Here is a 14,938-nt window from a genome sequence, read left to right on the forward strand (position 1 = left end):
ATACCGCAGCGAGATATGTCTTCCCGTGTTTTATGGCACTCAGGTGCTCGGTGTGTTGGAGGTCGGTTGGAAACGTCCGCAGGCGCCGCTTGCCTATGATGTCAACGTGCTCGAGGTCATTTGCGATTATCTCTCAATCCAACTAGTCGGCATGGCATCGAGTCTGCGTTCACGTCGCACGGCAGAGCTTGGCCGTTCTCTCAATGTGCTGCGCGATGAGTTGTTTGCCTATCTCGATGATCCTATTGCCGCCTCGCGTGCGGTTTCGACCGAAATCTGCGCTGTGCTCAGTTGCCATTTCTGCCCCGTGGAGTATGATGCGGGCCTCGAAACCTATGTCATCGATTTTGAAGGTGGCAGTCGTGTGGCATTGCCGGGCGATCCGGAGTCACTCTTCTTTTCTGTCACGACGCCGGCGGCGCGCCTGGGGGCAATTTCCGATGGATTTGAGACATCGGTGCTGGGCGGGACGAGCGCCGACGACCTCAAGCACGTGCGCCTTACGCGCGTGGACGAATCCACGACTATGGGCGCATGGTTGAGAGCCCACGGCCTGCCGTGTCAGGGACTTTATGTCGATTCCGGTATCGAGGCGGGGCGCTGCCACTCGGAGGCGGATGGTACGCGAAGCAACGATGCAATCGTTCCCGCTGATATCGCCAAGGGACCGACGAGGCGCGTTTTGCTGCTCCGTGATGGCAGCCAGGAGCCAATCGACGACCTTGAATACGACTACATGGTGCATTTGGCACACGACTTTGAGCTGATCTATGAGGGAGAGTCTCAAAAGCGTGAAGAGCGTCATATCGCTCAGACGCTTCAGATTGGCATGAGAAATTCGCTAGGCGACGTTCCGGGCATCGCAACCGATTCGGTATACCTGTCGGCAACGAATTCGGCGTTGGTTGGTGGTGACTTCTATACGCTTGTCCGTCTTCCCGACGATTGCGCCGTTATGATATTGGGCGATGTCTCCGGCAAAGGAATTGAGGCGGCGTCGATGTCGGCGCTCGTCAAGACGGCGTTGACGGCTTATGCCTGGGAGGGTGCGGGACCCGCTCGCATGGCCCGCTCGCTCAATAGCATGCTCATGGGCTTTTCGCGGGTCGAGACGTTTGTGACGGCGTTTATCGCCAAGATTGATCTTAAAGCGGGCCGTGCTACCTATTGCTCTGCGGGACATCCTCCCACTATGGTCATTAGGCCGTCGTCGACGCCGCATGGCGGAGGAGAGGCCTGCGGGGGAGAAGTGGAGCTCCTTGGGTGCCAATCGGGCGTGATCGGTGCCTTTGAGAGCATGGTGTACGAGACGGGCGTGTTTACGTTCGATCCTGGTGACATGCTGTTTATGTATACCGACGGAACGATCGAAGCACGCGACCGCTCGGGTGCTTTCTTTGGCGAGCAACGCCTGCGCGACCTTCTACTCTTTGTTTCGGGTGAGGGCGTATCGGGCATCTGCGGTAAGGTCTTGGGCGAGCTTGACCGCTTTACCGACTCGGCGCTGGACGATGACATTGCATTGGTGTCCCTTGAGTTTTTACGGGGTCGATCGTAGGTCGCGACGTTGGGCATACAGAATCCTAACGGTTGCAGAAAAGTGTGCATCGAGCGAGCTCTTTTGGGGAACCATGGTCGCATGAATGAGTGGAATGACATAGCGGTTTTGACGCCACCGGGCGATATCGATATCGCCTCGGTGCCCGAGCTGCGCCGACGGTTGGATAATTTAATCGACCGGGGCGTGCGCCGTGTTGTCATCAATTGCCAGACCGTGGCTTTTATCGACTCGACGGGTTTGGCGTTTTTGCTTACGCGTGCCAGAGAGCTTATGAGACGAGAAGGGCTGCTTTCGCTTGTTAACGCCTCCGATGAGGTCGTTCGCTTTTTGGAGATTGCCCGACTTGTCGACATCCTTCATGTTGCGGGTCCGGTGCGGGAGTCGATTCCCGCCATTCCGGTGGGGGAGTTGCCGCGATGGAGCAAGAGCGTCAAGGTGCAGCGAGGCATCGAGAATCTCCCGTATTATCGGCACCGTGTGGCCGAGCTTCTCGAATCGCTTCCCCTGAGGCGTGATGAGCGCTATGACGTCGCATTAGCGTTGGGGGAGGCATTGGGTAACGCATATGACCATGCGGGCGGTGTTGGCTGCATCCTGACGATTCAGGCCTATGGGGACCGTGTTGTGCTTGAGGTGCTTGATCGAGGCGCTGGCTATTCTATCGATGGGGCGAGCGAACCGATGGCATCCGAGGAACGCGGACGCGGTATCAAGCTTATGCGCATGCTCGTCGATAATGTGGAGGTTGCCCGTCGCACGGATGGTGCCGGCACACGCGTTCGGATGGTGAAGCTGTTTAGCTCGGCATTGGAATCGTGCGCTTAGCGCCTTGGGTTGACATGATTTTCCTGCGTGAACTTGTTTTGGGCAACTTTTTTGGAAAAAGTACTTGCGTCTTTTGGATAACTCGCGTAAATTAGTAACCCGCAAGCGGACATGGCTCAGTTGGTAGAGCACAACCTTGCCAAGGTTGGGGTCGCGGGTTCGAGCCCCGTTGTCCGCTCCATTGCATTTCCGGACCGTTCTTAACGGTCCTTTTTCGGCGAAGTGGCCAAGTGGTAAGGCAGAGGCCTGCAAAGCCTTTACCCCCGGTTCGAATCCGGGCTTCGCCTCCAGGCAACATCCGGGCGCTCCGGCGCCCGTTTTGTTTTACATATGCGGACATGGCTCAGTTGGTAGAGCACAACCTTGCCAAGGTTGGGGTCGCGGGTTCGAGCCCCGTTGTCCGCTCCAACTATCTTACGCGGTTCTAACGAACCGCGTTTTTTGTTGACGCTGCGCGAGCCCCGGGCACCCCATCTTGCCCCTCAATCGTCGGTCGCGTACATAAAGTACGCTTCCCTCCTCTTTCGCGGCAACCTGGGGCACCCGGAGCCCGCTCGCTGTCGTTGCCGGGGGAGTGGGTCTTCCGTTCTTTTCACTAATCGGTCGATTCGTCCCGGGAGGCTCGAACCCGAGAGGGAGCGAGCGTCTTGGGGCGTGGCTGTGGCGTTGTTTGCCGCGAATAACAGCTTTGGGCGTATCATCGCGGGCATTAGCCAGCAGATGGACTATCTTGAGCGGCTGGGCATCGAGGCCATCTGGCTGAGCCCGTTTTACCCATCGCCTCTTGTCGATGGTGGCTATGATGTGGCGGACTACTGCGATATCGACCCACGTCTCGGCTCGCTTGACGACTTCGACGACATGGTCGCTGCGGCTCACGCACGCGGCATCAAGGTCATCGTCGACATTGTGCCCAATCATTCATCCAACCAGCACCCCTGGTTCAAAGCCGCTCTTGCCGCCGGCCCCGGATCGCCCGAGCGCGCCCGTTATATCTTCCGCGATGGTCGCGGCGAACATGGCGAGCTGCCTCCCACCAATTGGAATGCCAACTTTGGCGGCCCCGCCTGGACGCGTGTTGCGGACGGTCAGTGGTAGCTGCATATGTTTACGCCCGAGCGGCCGGACTTTGTCTGGTCATGCCCCGAGGTTCATGCGTTCTTTTGCGACGTCCTGACGTTTTGGAGCGATCGAGGCGTTGATGGCTTTCGCATTGATGTGGCGCACGGTCTCGCCAAGGACCTCGACCGCGATGACCTCGACCGGTGGCATCTCGCCGAGGGCGATGACATGGTTGACGACGGCACCCATCCGCTGTGGGACCGCAACGAGGTCCACGAGATCTATCGCGCGTGGCGACGCGCTATGCCCTGCCGCAAATCAAGGCGACGCGCTACCACCAGATTGCGCTCGACTGGCTCTTGCGCGACGGGTCGTCTTATGACGAGGACCGTGAGCTCGGCGAGCGCCGCGCGCGGGCGGCGCTTTTGCTTGAGCTGGCGCTTCCGGGCTCGGCATACGTGTATCAGGGTGAGGAGCTCGGCCTTTTTGAGGTGGCTGATGTCTTCGTGAGGTTCGCGAGGGCGTCGCAAAACTTTTCAAAAAAAGTTCTTGCATAGGATGCAGGCATCACGTAAGATTATTCCCCGTAAGCGGACATGGCTCAGTTGGTAGAGCACAACCTTGCCAAGGTTGGGGTCGCGGGTTCGAGCCCCGTTGTCCGCTCCATTTGGGCGTTTAGCTCAGGGGGAGAGCGCTTCCCTGACACGGAAGAGGTCACAAGTTCAAATCTTGTAACGCCCACCAAATGTTCGCAGTCCAGAGGCTTTGCTTCTGGACTGTTTTGTTATAAATACACATAATATGCCGTCAAATTATCGACTTCGGTCGCTTTTTCACGTTGCATTTGCTGCCCAGCATAATTTGTCGTTATTGGCCTCTTGGTCTCGTGGGAGATGATTATTTTGATCATAACCGTGCACGTCGCCCGCGTTTCCATGGTTGACCCCCGTGCAATCTTTTATGGTGATCGGTTTTGGCGAGATTGCCTTCCAGGGAGGATTCGGAACGATTGAAGGCCGTACGTTCTTCGCGCGCTGGGCGGGCCTTGTCACAAAGGGGTGGGCTTTTGTGGTTATCGCCGGCGTGCTGCTCGATCCCTTTACAGCGGCTCTCGGCCGCATGATAGCTCGCGAAGAGAGGTAATAGCTCCTCGCCTATCGAATGCCGGCGGACGGGGTGCCGGGGCTGTAGTCTTCCGAGCGTTTGCAGCCCCGTCGCTCCGTCCGCCGGCATTCGACCGCAACATGTTGGTCAAGCATAATCTTTTGGATTCTTTTCGCGTGAGCGGCTTGGTTTTGGTAGGATTTGTCGGCGGCTTGACTAGGGGGTTTTATAACTGCCTTGCAGGTAGCCGCGTTGGTAACGTTTTACCGACTTGCCAAGAAACCCTCATAATTAATGTGTCTGTAAAATGACCAATTGCTTTGACCTGCTGAAACACTATATGTTGTGTTTGACCTAAAAAAAGAATACAGGATATTGAGGCGTCTTTGTCGTATGATAGATGGCGGACAGAGAACGAAGACCTTGTTCGTCCCATTTGGACACGCCTTTGAGCCGCTTGATCGGCCGCGAGGATTGTCCGCATGAGGACCTATGGTTTATCGAGAACACAGATTGCGCGACGGCGCCGCAAGACAGGGACAAGCCCTGCCAGGCATCGTTTGGCTCTGAAGCGCAATGGGATTACGACGCGAAAGAGGCAAGAGGATGAAGATCATCAAGCGCAGCGGCACCGAGGTTGCCTTTGACATCGATAAGATCGTCAATGCGATTCGCGCCGCCAACTTGGAGGTCGAGGAGGGCTCTCGTCTTACCGACCGCCAGGTGATCTACGCGGCGCAAAACGTCGCCGAGGCATGTGAGAAGGCCGGCCATACCGTATCGGTCGAGGAGATCCAGGATCTGGTCGAGGACGAGATCATGCGTCTCGACTGCTACGAGGTCGCTCGCCGCTACATCATCTATCGTTATGTTCAGAGCCTGAAGCGCCAAAAGAACACGACCGACGACAAGATTCTGTCGCTGATCGAGTGCAATAACGAAGAGGTTAAGCAGGAGAACTCCAATAAGAATCCGACCGTCAATTCCGTTCAGCGCGACTATATGGCCGGCGAGATTTCCAAGGACCTGACCCAACGCGTGCTGCTGCCCCAGGAGATCGTGGATGCCCATAATGAGGGCCTGATCCATTTCCACGATTCGGATTACTTTGCCCAGCACATGCACAACTGCGATCTGGTGAACCTGGAGGACATGCTCCAGAACGGCACCGTTATCTCGGGCACGCTGATCGAGAAGCCGCACAGCTTCTCGACCGCCTGCAACATCGCGACGCAGATTATCGCCCAGGTTGCTTCCTCCCAGTACGGCGGTCAGTCTATTTCGCTGACCCATCTCGCCCCGTTCGTTGAGGTGAGCCGTCAAAAGATTCGCGGCGAGGTTGCTCGCGAGCTTGAGGAGCTCGGTGTTTCGGCATCTGCCGAGAAGGTCCGCGAGGTCGTTGAGGAACGCCTGCGCGATGAGATTCGTCGCGGCGTCCAGACGATTCAGTATCAGGTCGTGACCCTTATGACCACGAATGGCCAGGCGCCGTTCGTGACGGTCTTTATGTATCTCAATGAGGCCCGTACGCCCCAGGAGAAGCACGACCTTGCCATGATTGTGGAGGAGACGCTTCGTCAACGCTATGAGGGCGTTAAGAACGAAGCCGGCGTGTGGATCACCCCGGCGTTTCCCAAGCTCATCTACGTGCTCGAGGACGATAACATCCGCGAGGATTCGCCGTACTTCTATCTGACCAAGCTCGCCGCCAAGTGCACCGCCAAGCGCATGGTGCCCGACTACATCTCCGAGAAGAAGATGCGCGAGCTCAAGCTGTCTAAGGGCGAGACCGCCGGCAACGGCGATTGCTATACCTGCATGGGTTGCCGCAGTTTCCTGACGCCCGACCGTTCGGGCAACGGCTTTAACAATGTCGCCAACGCTCTGAACTATGACCCGACCAAGCCTAAGTACTATGGTCGCTTTAACCAGGGTGTTGTGACCATCAACCTGCCCGATGTTGCGCTGAGCTCGCATCAGGACATGGACAAGTTCTGGAAGATCTTCGATGAGCGCCTTGAGCTGTGCCACCGCGCCCTGCTGTGCCGTCATGAGCGCCTGATGGGCACGCTTTCGGATGCTGCGCCGATTCTTTGGCAGTACGGTGCCTTGGCGCGCCTTAAGAAGGGCGAGACGATCGACAAGCTGCTCGTGGGCGGCTATTCCACCATTAGCCTGGGTTACGCCGGTCTGTATGAGTGCGTCAAGTACATGACGGGCCACAGCCACACCGAGAAGGAGGGCACGCCGTTTGCCATGGCCGTCATGCAGCACATGAACGACAAGTGCGCCGAGTGGAAGGCCGAAAGCGATATCGACTTCTCGCTGTACGGCACCCCGCTTGAGTCGACGACCTACAAGTTCGCCAAGTGCCTGCAGCGCCGTTTCGGCATTATCCCGGGCGTGACGGACAAGGGCTACATTACTAACAGCTATCACGTCCACGTGTCCGAGGAGATCGATGCCTTCGACAAGCTTAAGTTTGAGGGCATGTTCCAGCAGCTTTCGCCGGGCGGTGCTATCTCCTACGTTGAGGTTCCCAACATGCAGGACAACCTCAAGGCGGTCATTCGCGTAATGCAGTACATCTACGACAACATCATGTACGCCGAGCTCAACACCAAGAGCGATTACTGCCAGGTGTGCGGCTATGACGGCGAGATTCGCATTGTCGAGGACGATGGCAAACTGGTGTGGGAGTGCCCCAATTGCGGCAATCGTGACCAGGAGAAGATGAATGTCGCCCGTCGCACGTGCGGCTACATCGGTACCCAGTTCTGGAACCAGGGTCGAACCGAGGAGATCCGCGACCGCGTGCTGCATCTCTAATAACCATCCCAGGCTGCCCCGTAGCGAGGCCCCGGACCTTTACTCGCTATTTCGGACAGTCCTGGCTCACGACGGAGGCGCCACTGGCGCCTCCTGTTCGTGCGGAACTCATATCGAGCAAAGGTCCGGGGCCTCGCTACGGGGCAGCCAAGTTGATGTAGCTGAGATGCAGTATGCGGTCTGCTCACTCCTCGAAGTTCTTAGCGGAAATAATTCGAGCTGCAGCTGCGATTTACTTGCGATGGCGGTTGAGCCGCAACCCAGTTTTTATTGGGCCTCGAACCCCATACTCGATGTTCACTTTGTTCACCGAGTGTCGCTCGCGAGGGGTCTGGAGCATATCGTCCCGCCCGCAGTTTCGCAGGCCGAAGGCCGAGAATGTTTGAGGACGGGATGATATGCTCCAGACCCCCAGGAAGGTTACCTATGAACTACGCGAACATTAAGTATTTCGACATTGCTGATGGAGAAGGCGTTCGTACTTCTCTGTTTGTGAGTGGGTGCCGTCGTGGGTGCAAGAATTGTTTTAACTCCGTCGCGTGGGACTTTGCCGCGGGTGAACCGTTCGATCGTGCCGTCGAGGACAAAATCATCGAGAGTCTTGATCATCCCTTTATTGATGGCCTGACGATTCTGGGCGGGGAGCCTATGGAACCCGAGAACCAGGCGGGGCTCGTTGATTTTATCGAACGCGTGCGTGCGACCTATCCTGTGGAGTCTGGGAAGACCATTTGGTGCTTTACCGGTGACGTGCTCGAGGAACTAATGCCGGGCGGCCGTCACCATACCGACGTGACGGACCGTATCCTTGCTTGCCTCGACATGCTGGTAGACGGTCCGTTCGTTCAAGATCTGTACGATATCTCGTTGCGCTTTAGGGGCTCGAGCAATCAGCGCGTGATCGACATGAACGCCACGCGCGCTCGTGCTGCGCGCGAGGGCGTTGCGCTTTGCGACGCTGTGGAGCTTTGGCGGGACGATCCGGTCTATTCGACCCATACTATGTAGCTGGAAGAGGTCGCGTGCCAGCGTGGTACCATAGCGCGAACGCGAAATCGAAAAAAGTGAGGCCCAGATGGTCGATCAGGAAAAAGTCGAGACTGCTATTAAGCTGCTGCTTGAAGGTATAGGCGAGGACCCAACTCGTGAGGGCCTGCTGGAGACCCCGGCACGCGTCGCCCGTATGTATGGCGAGATTGCCGGCGGTATGGGCCGGAGTGCCGAGGAGCACCTGTCCAAAACCTTTGCCGTCGCTTCGAACGATTTGGTTATCGAGCGCGACATTACGTTTTACTCGCTGTGCGAGCACCATCTGCTGCCGTTTTATGGCAAGGCTGCGATCGGCTATATCCCTAACGGTCGCGTGGCGGGTCTGTCTAAGCTTGCTCGCACGGTTGAGGTCTATGCCCGTCGTCTGCAGCTGCAGGAGCAGCTGTGCGCGCAGGTTGCCGATGCCCTCATGGAATATCTTGCTCCCCAAGGGGCGATCGTGCTGATGGAAGCCGAGCATATGTGCATGACCATGCGCGGCGTGCAAAAGCCCGGTACCAAGACCGTAACGCTTGCTCGTCGCGGTGTCTTTGAGACCGATCCCGCGCTCGAGGAGCGATTCTTTAGGATGCTGGGCCGCTAACCATGAGAGTCGTCAACGACTTTACATCGAAGACCGATGAGGGGACGCCGCGTCGCGGCTTTATGGCTTCGGGCCTGACTCCCTTTGGCGCCATGCCTCGCATTGATTACATTTGTGCCAACGGGCTGTTCCGGCGGCACCTGGGCAACATTGCACAGTTGGAATCGGGGCGCATCTTTTGCCGCCACGGTATTGACCATCTGCTGGATGTCGCGCGCATTATGTGGATTAAGAATCTTGAGGAACAGCTCGAATTTGACCGCGAGGTCATCTACGCCACGGCACTTCTTCACGATATCGGCAAAGATGAACAGTATGAATCGGGTATATCCCATGATGTTGCAAGCGAGCGCGTCGCTGATGCGATTCTTGGCGGCATGCCCGATGACGTGGCATTTGATCCGGCCGATGCCGCGGCCATTAAGACGGCCATTTTAGGCCATAGAAAGCTGCGCGTGAACAGCCAACCGCTTGAGCGTCTGCTCTATGCAGCCGACAAAGCGTCGCGCGCCTGCTTTGCATGCCCCGCGCGCAATGCCTGCAACTGGAGCGATGATAAAAAGAACCTGTCGATTCGCGTGTAGTTGGTTTGCGCGGTCGGGGTTCTAAACGAAGGAGACGATCGCGATGGATAACAAGAAACTGCCCGAGAATGCAACCAAGACTGAAGGCGCCGAGCTCGCCCGCCGTGGAAGGGGCGAAATATCCACCGCAACGGCGGTGCCCCACGTGGGCTATGACGATCTGTGCCATGCCGATCGCATCACCGTTGAAGGTCTTGAGATCTTTGCCAACCACGGCGTGTATCCCGAGGAGAACGCCCTGGGCCAGAAGTTCATCGTGTCCTTGGTGCTCTATGCCGACCTGCGTGCAGCAGGGGAGCACGATAACCTGGATGCCTCGATTGATTACGGCTCGGTGTGCCACGATGTCGATGGCTATCTGCGCGAGCATACGTTTAAGCTCATCGAGGCCGCAGCCGAGGGCGTGGCCCAGATGCTGCTACGTCGTTACCCTCTGCTGCTCGGCGTGCGTGTTAAGCTCGATAAGCCTTGGGCGCCCGTCGGTCTTCCCCTGGCAAGCTGCGGTGTCGAGATCGAGCGCGTGCGCTAACCGGTTCTAATACGTCTCTATGGGTGGCTGCTTGAGCCGCTGCGACAGAGCTCTATTGTTGGGGCAGTACGTGTCGAGCAGGGCGTGAAACCGCTGATTGTGGCTTGGCTCGAGCAAGTGGACGAGCTCGTGGGCGACAACCATGTCAAGGCACTCGACGGGGTAGGCGGCAAGCTCGCGTGCGATGCGAATGGCACCGGTTTTGGGCGTGCACGAGCCCCAGCGCGTTTTCATGCTGCGCACGGAAACGCGGGAAGCGGCGACACCCATTGCGATTTCGTATGTGCGCACCATATCGCGCAGCGCCGTGGTGACCTCGGATGTATAGAGCTGGTCGATGCGGGCTTGGAGCTCATCGGGCGTTAGGCCGTCGAGGGCCGTGCGCTGCTTTGCCTGCGCGCGCCCACTTGGCTCGTCGGTACCCATAAAACTTGCGAAGGTGGCCTGTTTGGGTCGCGGTGCGGGTGATGCAAAGTTGTGATCGAGCGCATCTTGTACCGTGATGGGCTTGCCCCAAAGCGCAATGATGGACGAGGGGCTGAGCGGCTCTCGCTCCGTCGCCTGACGTTGCTCGCGCTGGGCAAGTCGGCTGATAATCCAGGCGCTGTTGCGCTTCACAAATGCTTCGATACACTCGCGGGTGGCACCGAGCGGTGCGCTTGCGTGGACCTCACCGCTCGATGTGACGCGTAGGTTGAAGTTCTTGACACGCTTTTTGGTAACGACGACGGGGATGGGCATCCCATCCGGTCGGGATACGGAAATCGTAAACTGCTGCGTCAAAAGCGGTCCTTCAGATTGGGGACGGGCCGGCATGTCGACCGTTCGGCATGCCGGAGCGCTCAAGGGATGTGAAATTAATAACGCTCAAAGAAGGCAAGCGCGTTGTCGCTGCAGAGCTTTTGCATCACGGTCTTGCCAAAATGCTTGGAAAGCATGTTCTGGAACTCGGGCATCTTGCTGGCATCGGAGAGGAAAGCGGGCACCGTGGCGCCGTCCCAGTCGCCGCCGAGCGCGATGACGTCCTCGCCGCCCAGGTCGAGCCAGTGCTCGATATGTGCCGCTAGCTGATCGAAGGTGACGTCTGCGGCGGTCTTGTCGGTTGCGTCGTTGGAAAGGAACTCGCTGCAGTAGTTGAGGCCGACGATGCCACCCATGTCGCGAATGGTGCGGAACTGGTCGTCGGTAAGATTGCGTTTGGCGCCGCAAACCGCACGGGAGTTGGAGTGGCTGGCGACGAAGGGACGCGTGGCGCGGACGGCGACCTCGTCAAAGCACTCATCGTTGAGATGGGAGACGTCAAGCACCATGCCGGCGTGCTCCATCTGCGTAAGTGCCTCGATGCCGGCGGCGGTGAGGCCGGCGTGGGTATCGTGTCCGCTCGCGAGCGGCCCCTGCGCGTTCCAGCTGAGTGATGACATGAGTACGCCCAAGCTCTTGAGCACCTCGATCAGTGCGGGGTCCTCGGCAAAGAACGTGGCGTTTTCGATGGTGTGGATGCAGGCGACCTTGCCGTCCTTGAGCGCGGGGCGAATGTCAGCGGCGCTGCGCACGTTGACCATGCGATCGTGGTTGAGCATGGCCTGGCCGCTCATATGCGCCATGATCTGCGCCTGGAAGCGCGCGGCGTGGGCGGAGGGAATCTCGTCGGGGACAAACGTGGCGAAGCACTGTGCCCACGGTGTGTTGCCGATCTTTGCGAGCGAGATGGCGCAGGCATTGCCCTCGATGAGGTCGAAATCTTGCGGATGCGTCTCGTCGCCGGGGAAATAACCGTCGGTGCCGGCGGTAAAGCGCAGGTCGAGATCGAGCGTGGCCCAGCCGATACGGTCGGCGGTGTCACAGTGTAGGTCAAATACGGGATATGCCATGGTTCCTCCGGTTGCAGCGTTTCTTTGCAAACTGTCTTCGAATTGTATGACTAGGGTATAGTTAGCGCCATACGTTCATGGCGGCCCGCGTTGTGTGCCGCCCTTATCACGGAGGTTTCCATGTCCAACCAGGGCAAGAAGGTCAAGACTCATTATCGCGGCACGCTCGACGACGGCACGCAGTTCGATAGCTCCTACGATCGCGGCGAGCCGCTGGAGTTCACCTGCGGTGCCGGTCAGATGATCAAGGGCTTCGATGCCGCTGTTGTCGACATGCAGGTGGGCGAGAAGAAGTCCGTGCACATTCCTGCTGCCGATGCCTACGGCGAGCACAATCCCGAGATGGTTATCACCTTCCCGGCCGAGCAGGTTCCCAACATCGAGCAGATCGAGAAGGGCATGAAACTCTTCCTGTCCACGCCGAGCGGCATGCCTGTCCCTGCCGTTGTCATCGATGTGACGCCCGAGGCCGTGACGCTCGATGCTAACCACGAACTGGCCGGCAAGGATCTCAACTTTGATATCGAGCTCGTCGAGGTCGAGGGTTAGAGTATGCCTGAACGCTTGGTTTCGACGACATGCTTGGGAAATCTCAACGATCCGTCCTATGAACTCCTGCTTCGTCGGGAGCTGGGTGGCATCTTTGAAGTTGACGAGCTACTGCTCGATTGGGACCAGGCTGATGTATGCGCGTTTGCGGGCGTGACGGAGCTGGGGCGCACGGTCGATGTTCGGCTGGATACTGCCGACGGCAGTCGTCTTGCCGACGGCGACGTGCTCGCCATCGACCGTTCGGGCATGGTGCCCGTGGCGGTTGTCGTGCGCCTGCGCAGCGCCGAGGTCTATTTGGTCGAAGTCGACCGCATGGATCCGATTGCGCTCGCGCATGCGTGCTGGGAGATCGGCAATATGCACGCGCCGCTTTTCCGAGGCGATTCGGACGAGCATACCGTACGCATGTATACGCCGGTACAGCCTGTTTTGGGCCGCATGCTCCGGGGTGTCGAGGGCGTTATGCTCTCGGTGGTTACCTGTGAACTCGATACGGACCGGCGCTTTGCGTCGAGTGCGGCGGAGGTCGTCGTGAGTATGGCTCCCGACTTTACGATCGTAAAAAAGGCGCGCGGTTAACGTGCGTATGAGCAAGACGGACTTTGAGAGGCAGCTATTCAAAGTCCGTCTTGCTGTTGATGAGATGCTGTGGGGGAAAGCATATGGGTCTTGAGAGAATCAAGCTGATTGCATGCGATTTGGACGGCACGTTGCTGCATCCGGGGGAGTGCGAGCCGCGTTCCGAGGCCTTTGAGCTCATCGATGAGCTGCATCGTCGTGGCATCGTGTTTATGCCGGCGAGCGGCCGTCAATATGCGAGCTTGCGCTATCTGTTTGCCCCGGTGGCCGATGAGCTCGCCTATGTATGCGAAAACGGAGCCCTCGTGATGAGCGAGGGGCGTGCCGTTGTCAAGCGTTCCATGGAGCGTAACCTTGCTATGGATATCGCGAATGCCGTGGTTGCGTATCCCCATGCCGACGTGACCCTTTCCTGCGAGGGGCACCTCTACACCATGAGCGGCAACGATGCATTCGTCGACCATTTGCGCTACGAGGTCCATTGCGATGTGGCGGTGGTCGACCGTCCCGAGGACATCGACGAGGACGTCATTAAGATCGCGTTTCAAACGCCCGAGACAGAGCAGCCGGCGGCGCTGGAGTATTTCGTCCGTCGCTTTGGCGACCGGGTCGATGTGATGACGTCGGGAACCGAATGGACCGACTTTATCGGCTTTGATTCGGGCAAGGGGTCCGCACTTGCCGATTATGGTCGTGCGCTGGGGATCTCACCTAACGAAATGATGGCGTTTGGCGATAATGAAAACGACCGCGACATGCTCAACGTGGTGGGCCATCCCTATCTGATGGAGAGCTGCAATCCCAGCATGCGCGGTATCAACGACCGCGTCCGTTACGTGCGCACGGTCGAAGAAGAGCTGCGTCGCCTACTTGCTGAGTAGACATTTGGGACATGCCTGGAAATCTTCCTTTTGCCGCAATCGGTGAAAAGTTGATTTTAAGGCATGTCCCAAAATCTACCTACAGTTGGGGCAGAGGCCCTCGAAGATGGTGTAGTGCGAGCTGACGCTCCATCCGATTTGTTCGGATGCCCTGGCGTCGAGCTGGGTATTGAAGGGGAGCGGCACATCGATGACGCGGCCACACGAGGTGCAGATGATATGCGCATGCGGTTCGATGGCACGATCGAAGCGGCTGCCGCCCGGCGTTTTAATCGAGAGAATCTCCCCGGCATCGGCCAAGAGATTGAGGTTGCGGTAGACCGTACCGCGGCTGATTTTGTCATCCTGCGCGCGCACAGCGTTGTAGATCTCTTCGGCGGTGGGATGGTTGTAGCTTTGGCGCACGGCATCAAGAACTAGCTTTCGCTGCCTGGTATTCCTTCTTTGCACCGCCATGCGCCTCGCCTCTTTTCTATTAACGGTCGTAGGTAAATGATACCGTATTTAGCACACAATACTAATAATGAGGAGTGAAACCGCCTTCATTGGCAAGTGGGGCTCGGACCTGGGCGTCTACGAGGCGAAAACGCGTTCCCATGCGCTCGTAGGAGGCATGAAGCGCCTCGAGATGAGATAGGATGTTTGCCGGAGCTCCCTGTATCTCCATCTCGACTGAGCCGTCTTCCATGTTACGCACCCAGCCGGTGAGTGCGCGTGCCTGCGCGAGGTTGGTGTTGGTAAAGCGAAAACCAACGCCTTGGACCTGTCCCTCCCAGCGCAGGAAATAGCGCAGGGGAGTGTCTTGAGTGGCCTCGTCGCTTGCGAGCACAGTAAGCCTGCGGCGCAGCTCGAGCTCGACGCCAGAGGGCTTTTGGGGCTCGCGGCTGCCGCCGGCGACGCCCGAGAAAAGCTTGTCGAAAATACCCAT

The 14,938-nt window shown here is 58.0% G+C and carries 15 protein-coding genes, 5 tRNA genes and 1 pseudogene; 17 read left to right on the forward strand and 4 right to left on the reverse strand.

Features of this window, described 5'->3' with window-relative positions; translation table 11 throughout:
- The 14 genes and pseudogenes from ACQRC0_RS03395 to folB all read left to right on the forward strand — a co-directional run.
- Nucleotides 1-1,558 (forward strand): GAF domain-containing SpoIIE family protein phosphatase (locus ACQRC0_RS03395; RefSeq protein ID WP_427727757.1); only part of this gene is annotated, 1,558 nt, incomplete at its 5' end.
- An 81-nt stretch (nt 1,559-1,639) separates the two neighbouring features.
- Complete coding sequence (locus tag ACQRC0_RS03400) at nt 1,640-2,386, forward strand: anti-sigma factor antagonist (protein ID WP_154517428.1); 747 nt, start codon at nt 1,640-1,642, stop codon at nt 2,384-2,386.
- A 105-nt stretch (nt 2,387-2,491) separates the two neighbouring features.
- A tRNA-Gly gene (locus tag ACQRC0_RS03405) sits at nt 2,492-2,567 on the forward strand.
- A gap of 35 nt (nt 2,568-2,602) precedes the next feature.
- Nucleotides 2,603-2,676 (forward strand) — tRNA-Cys (locus ACQRC0_RS03410).
- A 42-nt stretch (nt 2,677-2,718) separates the two neighbouring features.
- A tRNA-Gly gene (locus tag ACQRC0_RS03415) sits at nt 2,719-2,794 on the forward strand.
- Nucleotides 2,795-3,106: 312 nt separating this feature from the next.
- Nucleotides 3,107-3,634: pseudogene (locus ACQRC0_RS03420) on the forward strand (alpha-amylase family glycosyl hydrolase); the annotation flags it as partial.
- Between the two features lie 104 nt (nt 3,635-3,738).
- Nucleotides 3,739-4,005, forward strand: a complete 267-nt coding sequence (locus tag ACQRC0_RS03425) for a hypothetical protein (RefSeq protein WP_427727887.1) — start codon at nt 3,739-3,741, stop codon at nt 4,003-4,005.
- Between the two features lie 33 nt (nt 4,006-4,038).
- Nucleotides 4,039-4,114, forward strand: a tRNA-Gly gene (locus tag ACQRC0_RS03430).
- Nucleotides 4,115-4,117: 3 nt separating this feature from the next.
- Nucleotides 4,118-4,192: transfer RNA gene (locus tag ACQRC0_RS03435), tRNA-Val, on the forward strand.
- Between the two features lie 966 nt (nt 4,193-5,158).
- Nucleotides 5,159-7,381 carry an anaerobic ribonucleoside-triphosphate reductase gene (nrdD, locus tag ACQRC0_RS03440; protein ID WP_427718616.1) on the forward strand — a complete coding sequence of 741 codons (2,223 nt, stop codon included), beginning with the start codon at nt 5,159-5,161 and terminating at the stop codon, nt 7,379-7,381.
- Between the two features lie 426 nt (nt 7,382-7,807).
- Complete coding sequence (gene nrdG, locus ACQRC0_RS03445; protein ID WP_427727760.1) at nt 7,808-8,389, forward strand: anaerobic ribonucleoside-triphosphate reductase activating protein; 582 nt, start codon at nt 7,808-7,810, stop codon at nt 8,387-8,389.
- Nucleotides 8,390-8,456: 67 nt separating this feature from the next.
- Nucleotides 8,457-9,014 carry a GTP cyclohydrolase I FolE gene (folE, locus tag ACQRC0_RS03450; RefSeq protein WP_427718613.1) on the forward strand — a complete coding sequence of 186 codons (558 nt, stop codon included), beginning with the start codon at nt 8,457-8,459 and terminating at the stop codon, nt 9,012-9,014.
- A 2-nt stretch (nt 9,015-9,016) separates the two neighbouring features.
- Nucleotides 9,017-9,598 carry an HD domain-containing protein gene (locus tag ACQRC0_RS03455; protein ID WP_195838586.1) on the forward strand — a complete coding sequence of 194 codons (582 nt, stop codon included), beginning with the start codon at nt 9,017-9,019 and terminating at the stop codon, nt 9,596-9,598.
- Between the two features lie 43 nt (nt 9,599-9,641).
- The gene (folB, locus tag ACQRC0_RS03460) at nt 9,642-10,127 is read left to right on the forward strand and encodes a dihydroneopterin aldolase (RefSeq protein ID WP_427727762.1); all 486 of its coding nucleotides are present in this window, start codon (nt 9,642-9,644) and stop codon (nt 10,125-10,127) included.
- A 6-nt stretch (nt 10,128-10,133) separates the two neighbouring features.
- On the opposite strand, the gene ACQRC0_RS03465 is transcribed toward folB, so the two are convergent.
- Complete coding sequence (locus ACQRC0_RS03465) at nt 10,134-10,910, reverse strand: M48 family metallopeptidase (protein ID WP_427727764.1); 777 nt, start codon at nt 10,908-10,910, stop codon at nt 10,134-10,136.
- Between the two features lie 74 nt (nt 10,911-10,984).
- Nucleotides 10,985-11,998, reverse strand: coding sequence for a dipeptidase (locus ACQRC0_RS03470; RefSeq protein WP_427727766.1), 1,014 nt, complete (start codon nt 11,996-11,998; stop codon nt 10,985-10,987).
- 120 nt (nt 11,999-12,118) lie between these two features.
- Here ACQRC0_RS03470 and ACQRC0_RS03475 point away from each other — a divergent pair, with 120 nt between their 5' ends.
- From ACQRC0_RS03475 to ACQRC0_RS03485, 3 genes are all read left to right on the forward strand, one after another.
- A complete protein-coding gene (locus ACQRC0_RS03475; protein WP_427727768.1) occupies nt 12,119-12,547 on the forward strand; it encodes an FKBP-type peptidyl-prolyl cis-trans isomerase in 429 nt (142 codons plus the stop codon).
- 3 nt (nt 12,548-12,550) lie between these two features.
- Nucleotides 12,551-13,129 (forward strand): urease accessory protein UreE, encoded by a 579-nt coding sequence (locus tag ACQRC0_RS03480; RefSeq protein ID WP_427727770.1) that lies wholly within the window; start codon nt 12,551-12,553, stop codon nt 13,127-13,129.
- An 83-nt stretch (nt 13,130-13,212) separates the two neighbouring features.
- The gene (locus tag ACQRC0_RS03485) at nt 13,213-14,010 is read left to right on the forward strand and encodes an HAD-IIB family hydrolase (protein WP_427727772.1); all 798 of its coding nucleotides are present in this window, start codon (nt 13,213-13,215) and stop codon (nt 14,008-14,010) included.
- A 75-nt stretch (nt 14,011-14,085) separates the two neighbouring features.
- Here the strand turns inward: ACQRC0_RS03485 and ACQRC0_RS03490 are convergent, their stop codons facing one another.
- Entirely contained in the window at nt 14,086-14,466 is a 381-nt protein-coding gene (locus ACQRC0_RS03490) for a Fur family transcriptional regulator (protein WP_154517406.1), read from the reverse strand.
- Between the two features lie 61 nt (nt 14,467-14,527).
- The gene (locus tag ACQRC0_RS03495) at nt 14,528-14,938 is read right to left on the reverse strand and encodes an acylphosphatase (RefSeq protein WP_154517403.1); all 411 of its coding nucleotides are present in this window, start codon (nt 14,936-14,938) and stop codon (nt 14,528-14,530) included.

The sequence above is a fragment of the Collinsella sp. SGI.033 genome (assembly GCF_050315135.1).
In the GTDB taxonomy this organism is placed as follows: Bacteria; Actinomycetota; Coriobacteriia; order Coriobacteriales; family Coriobacteriaceae; genus Collinsella.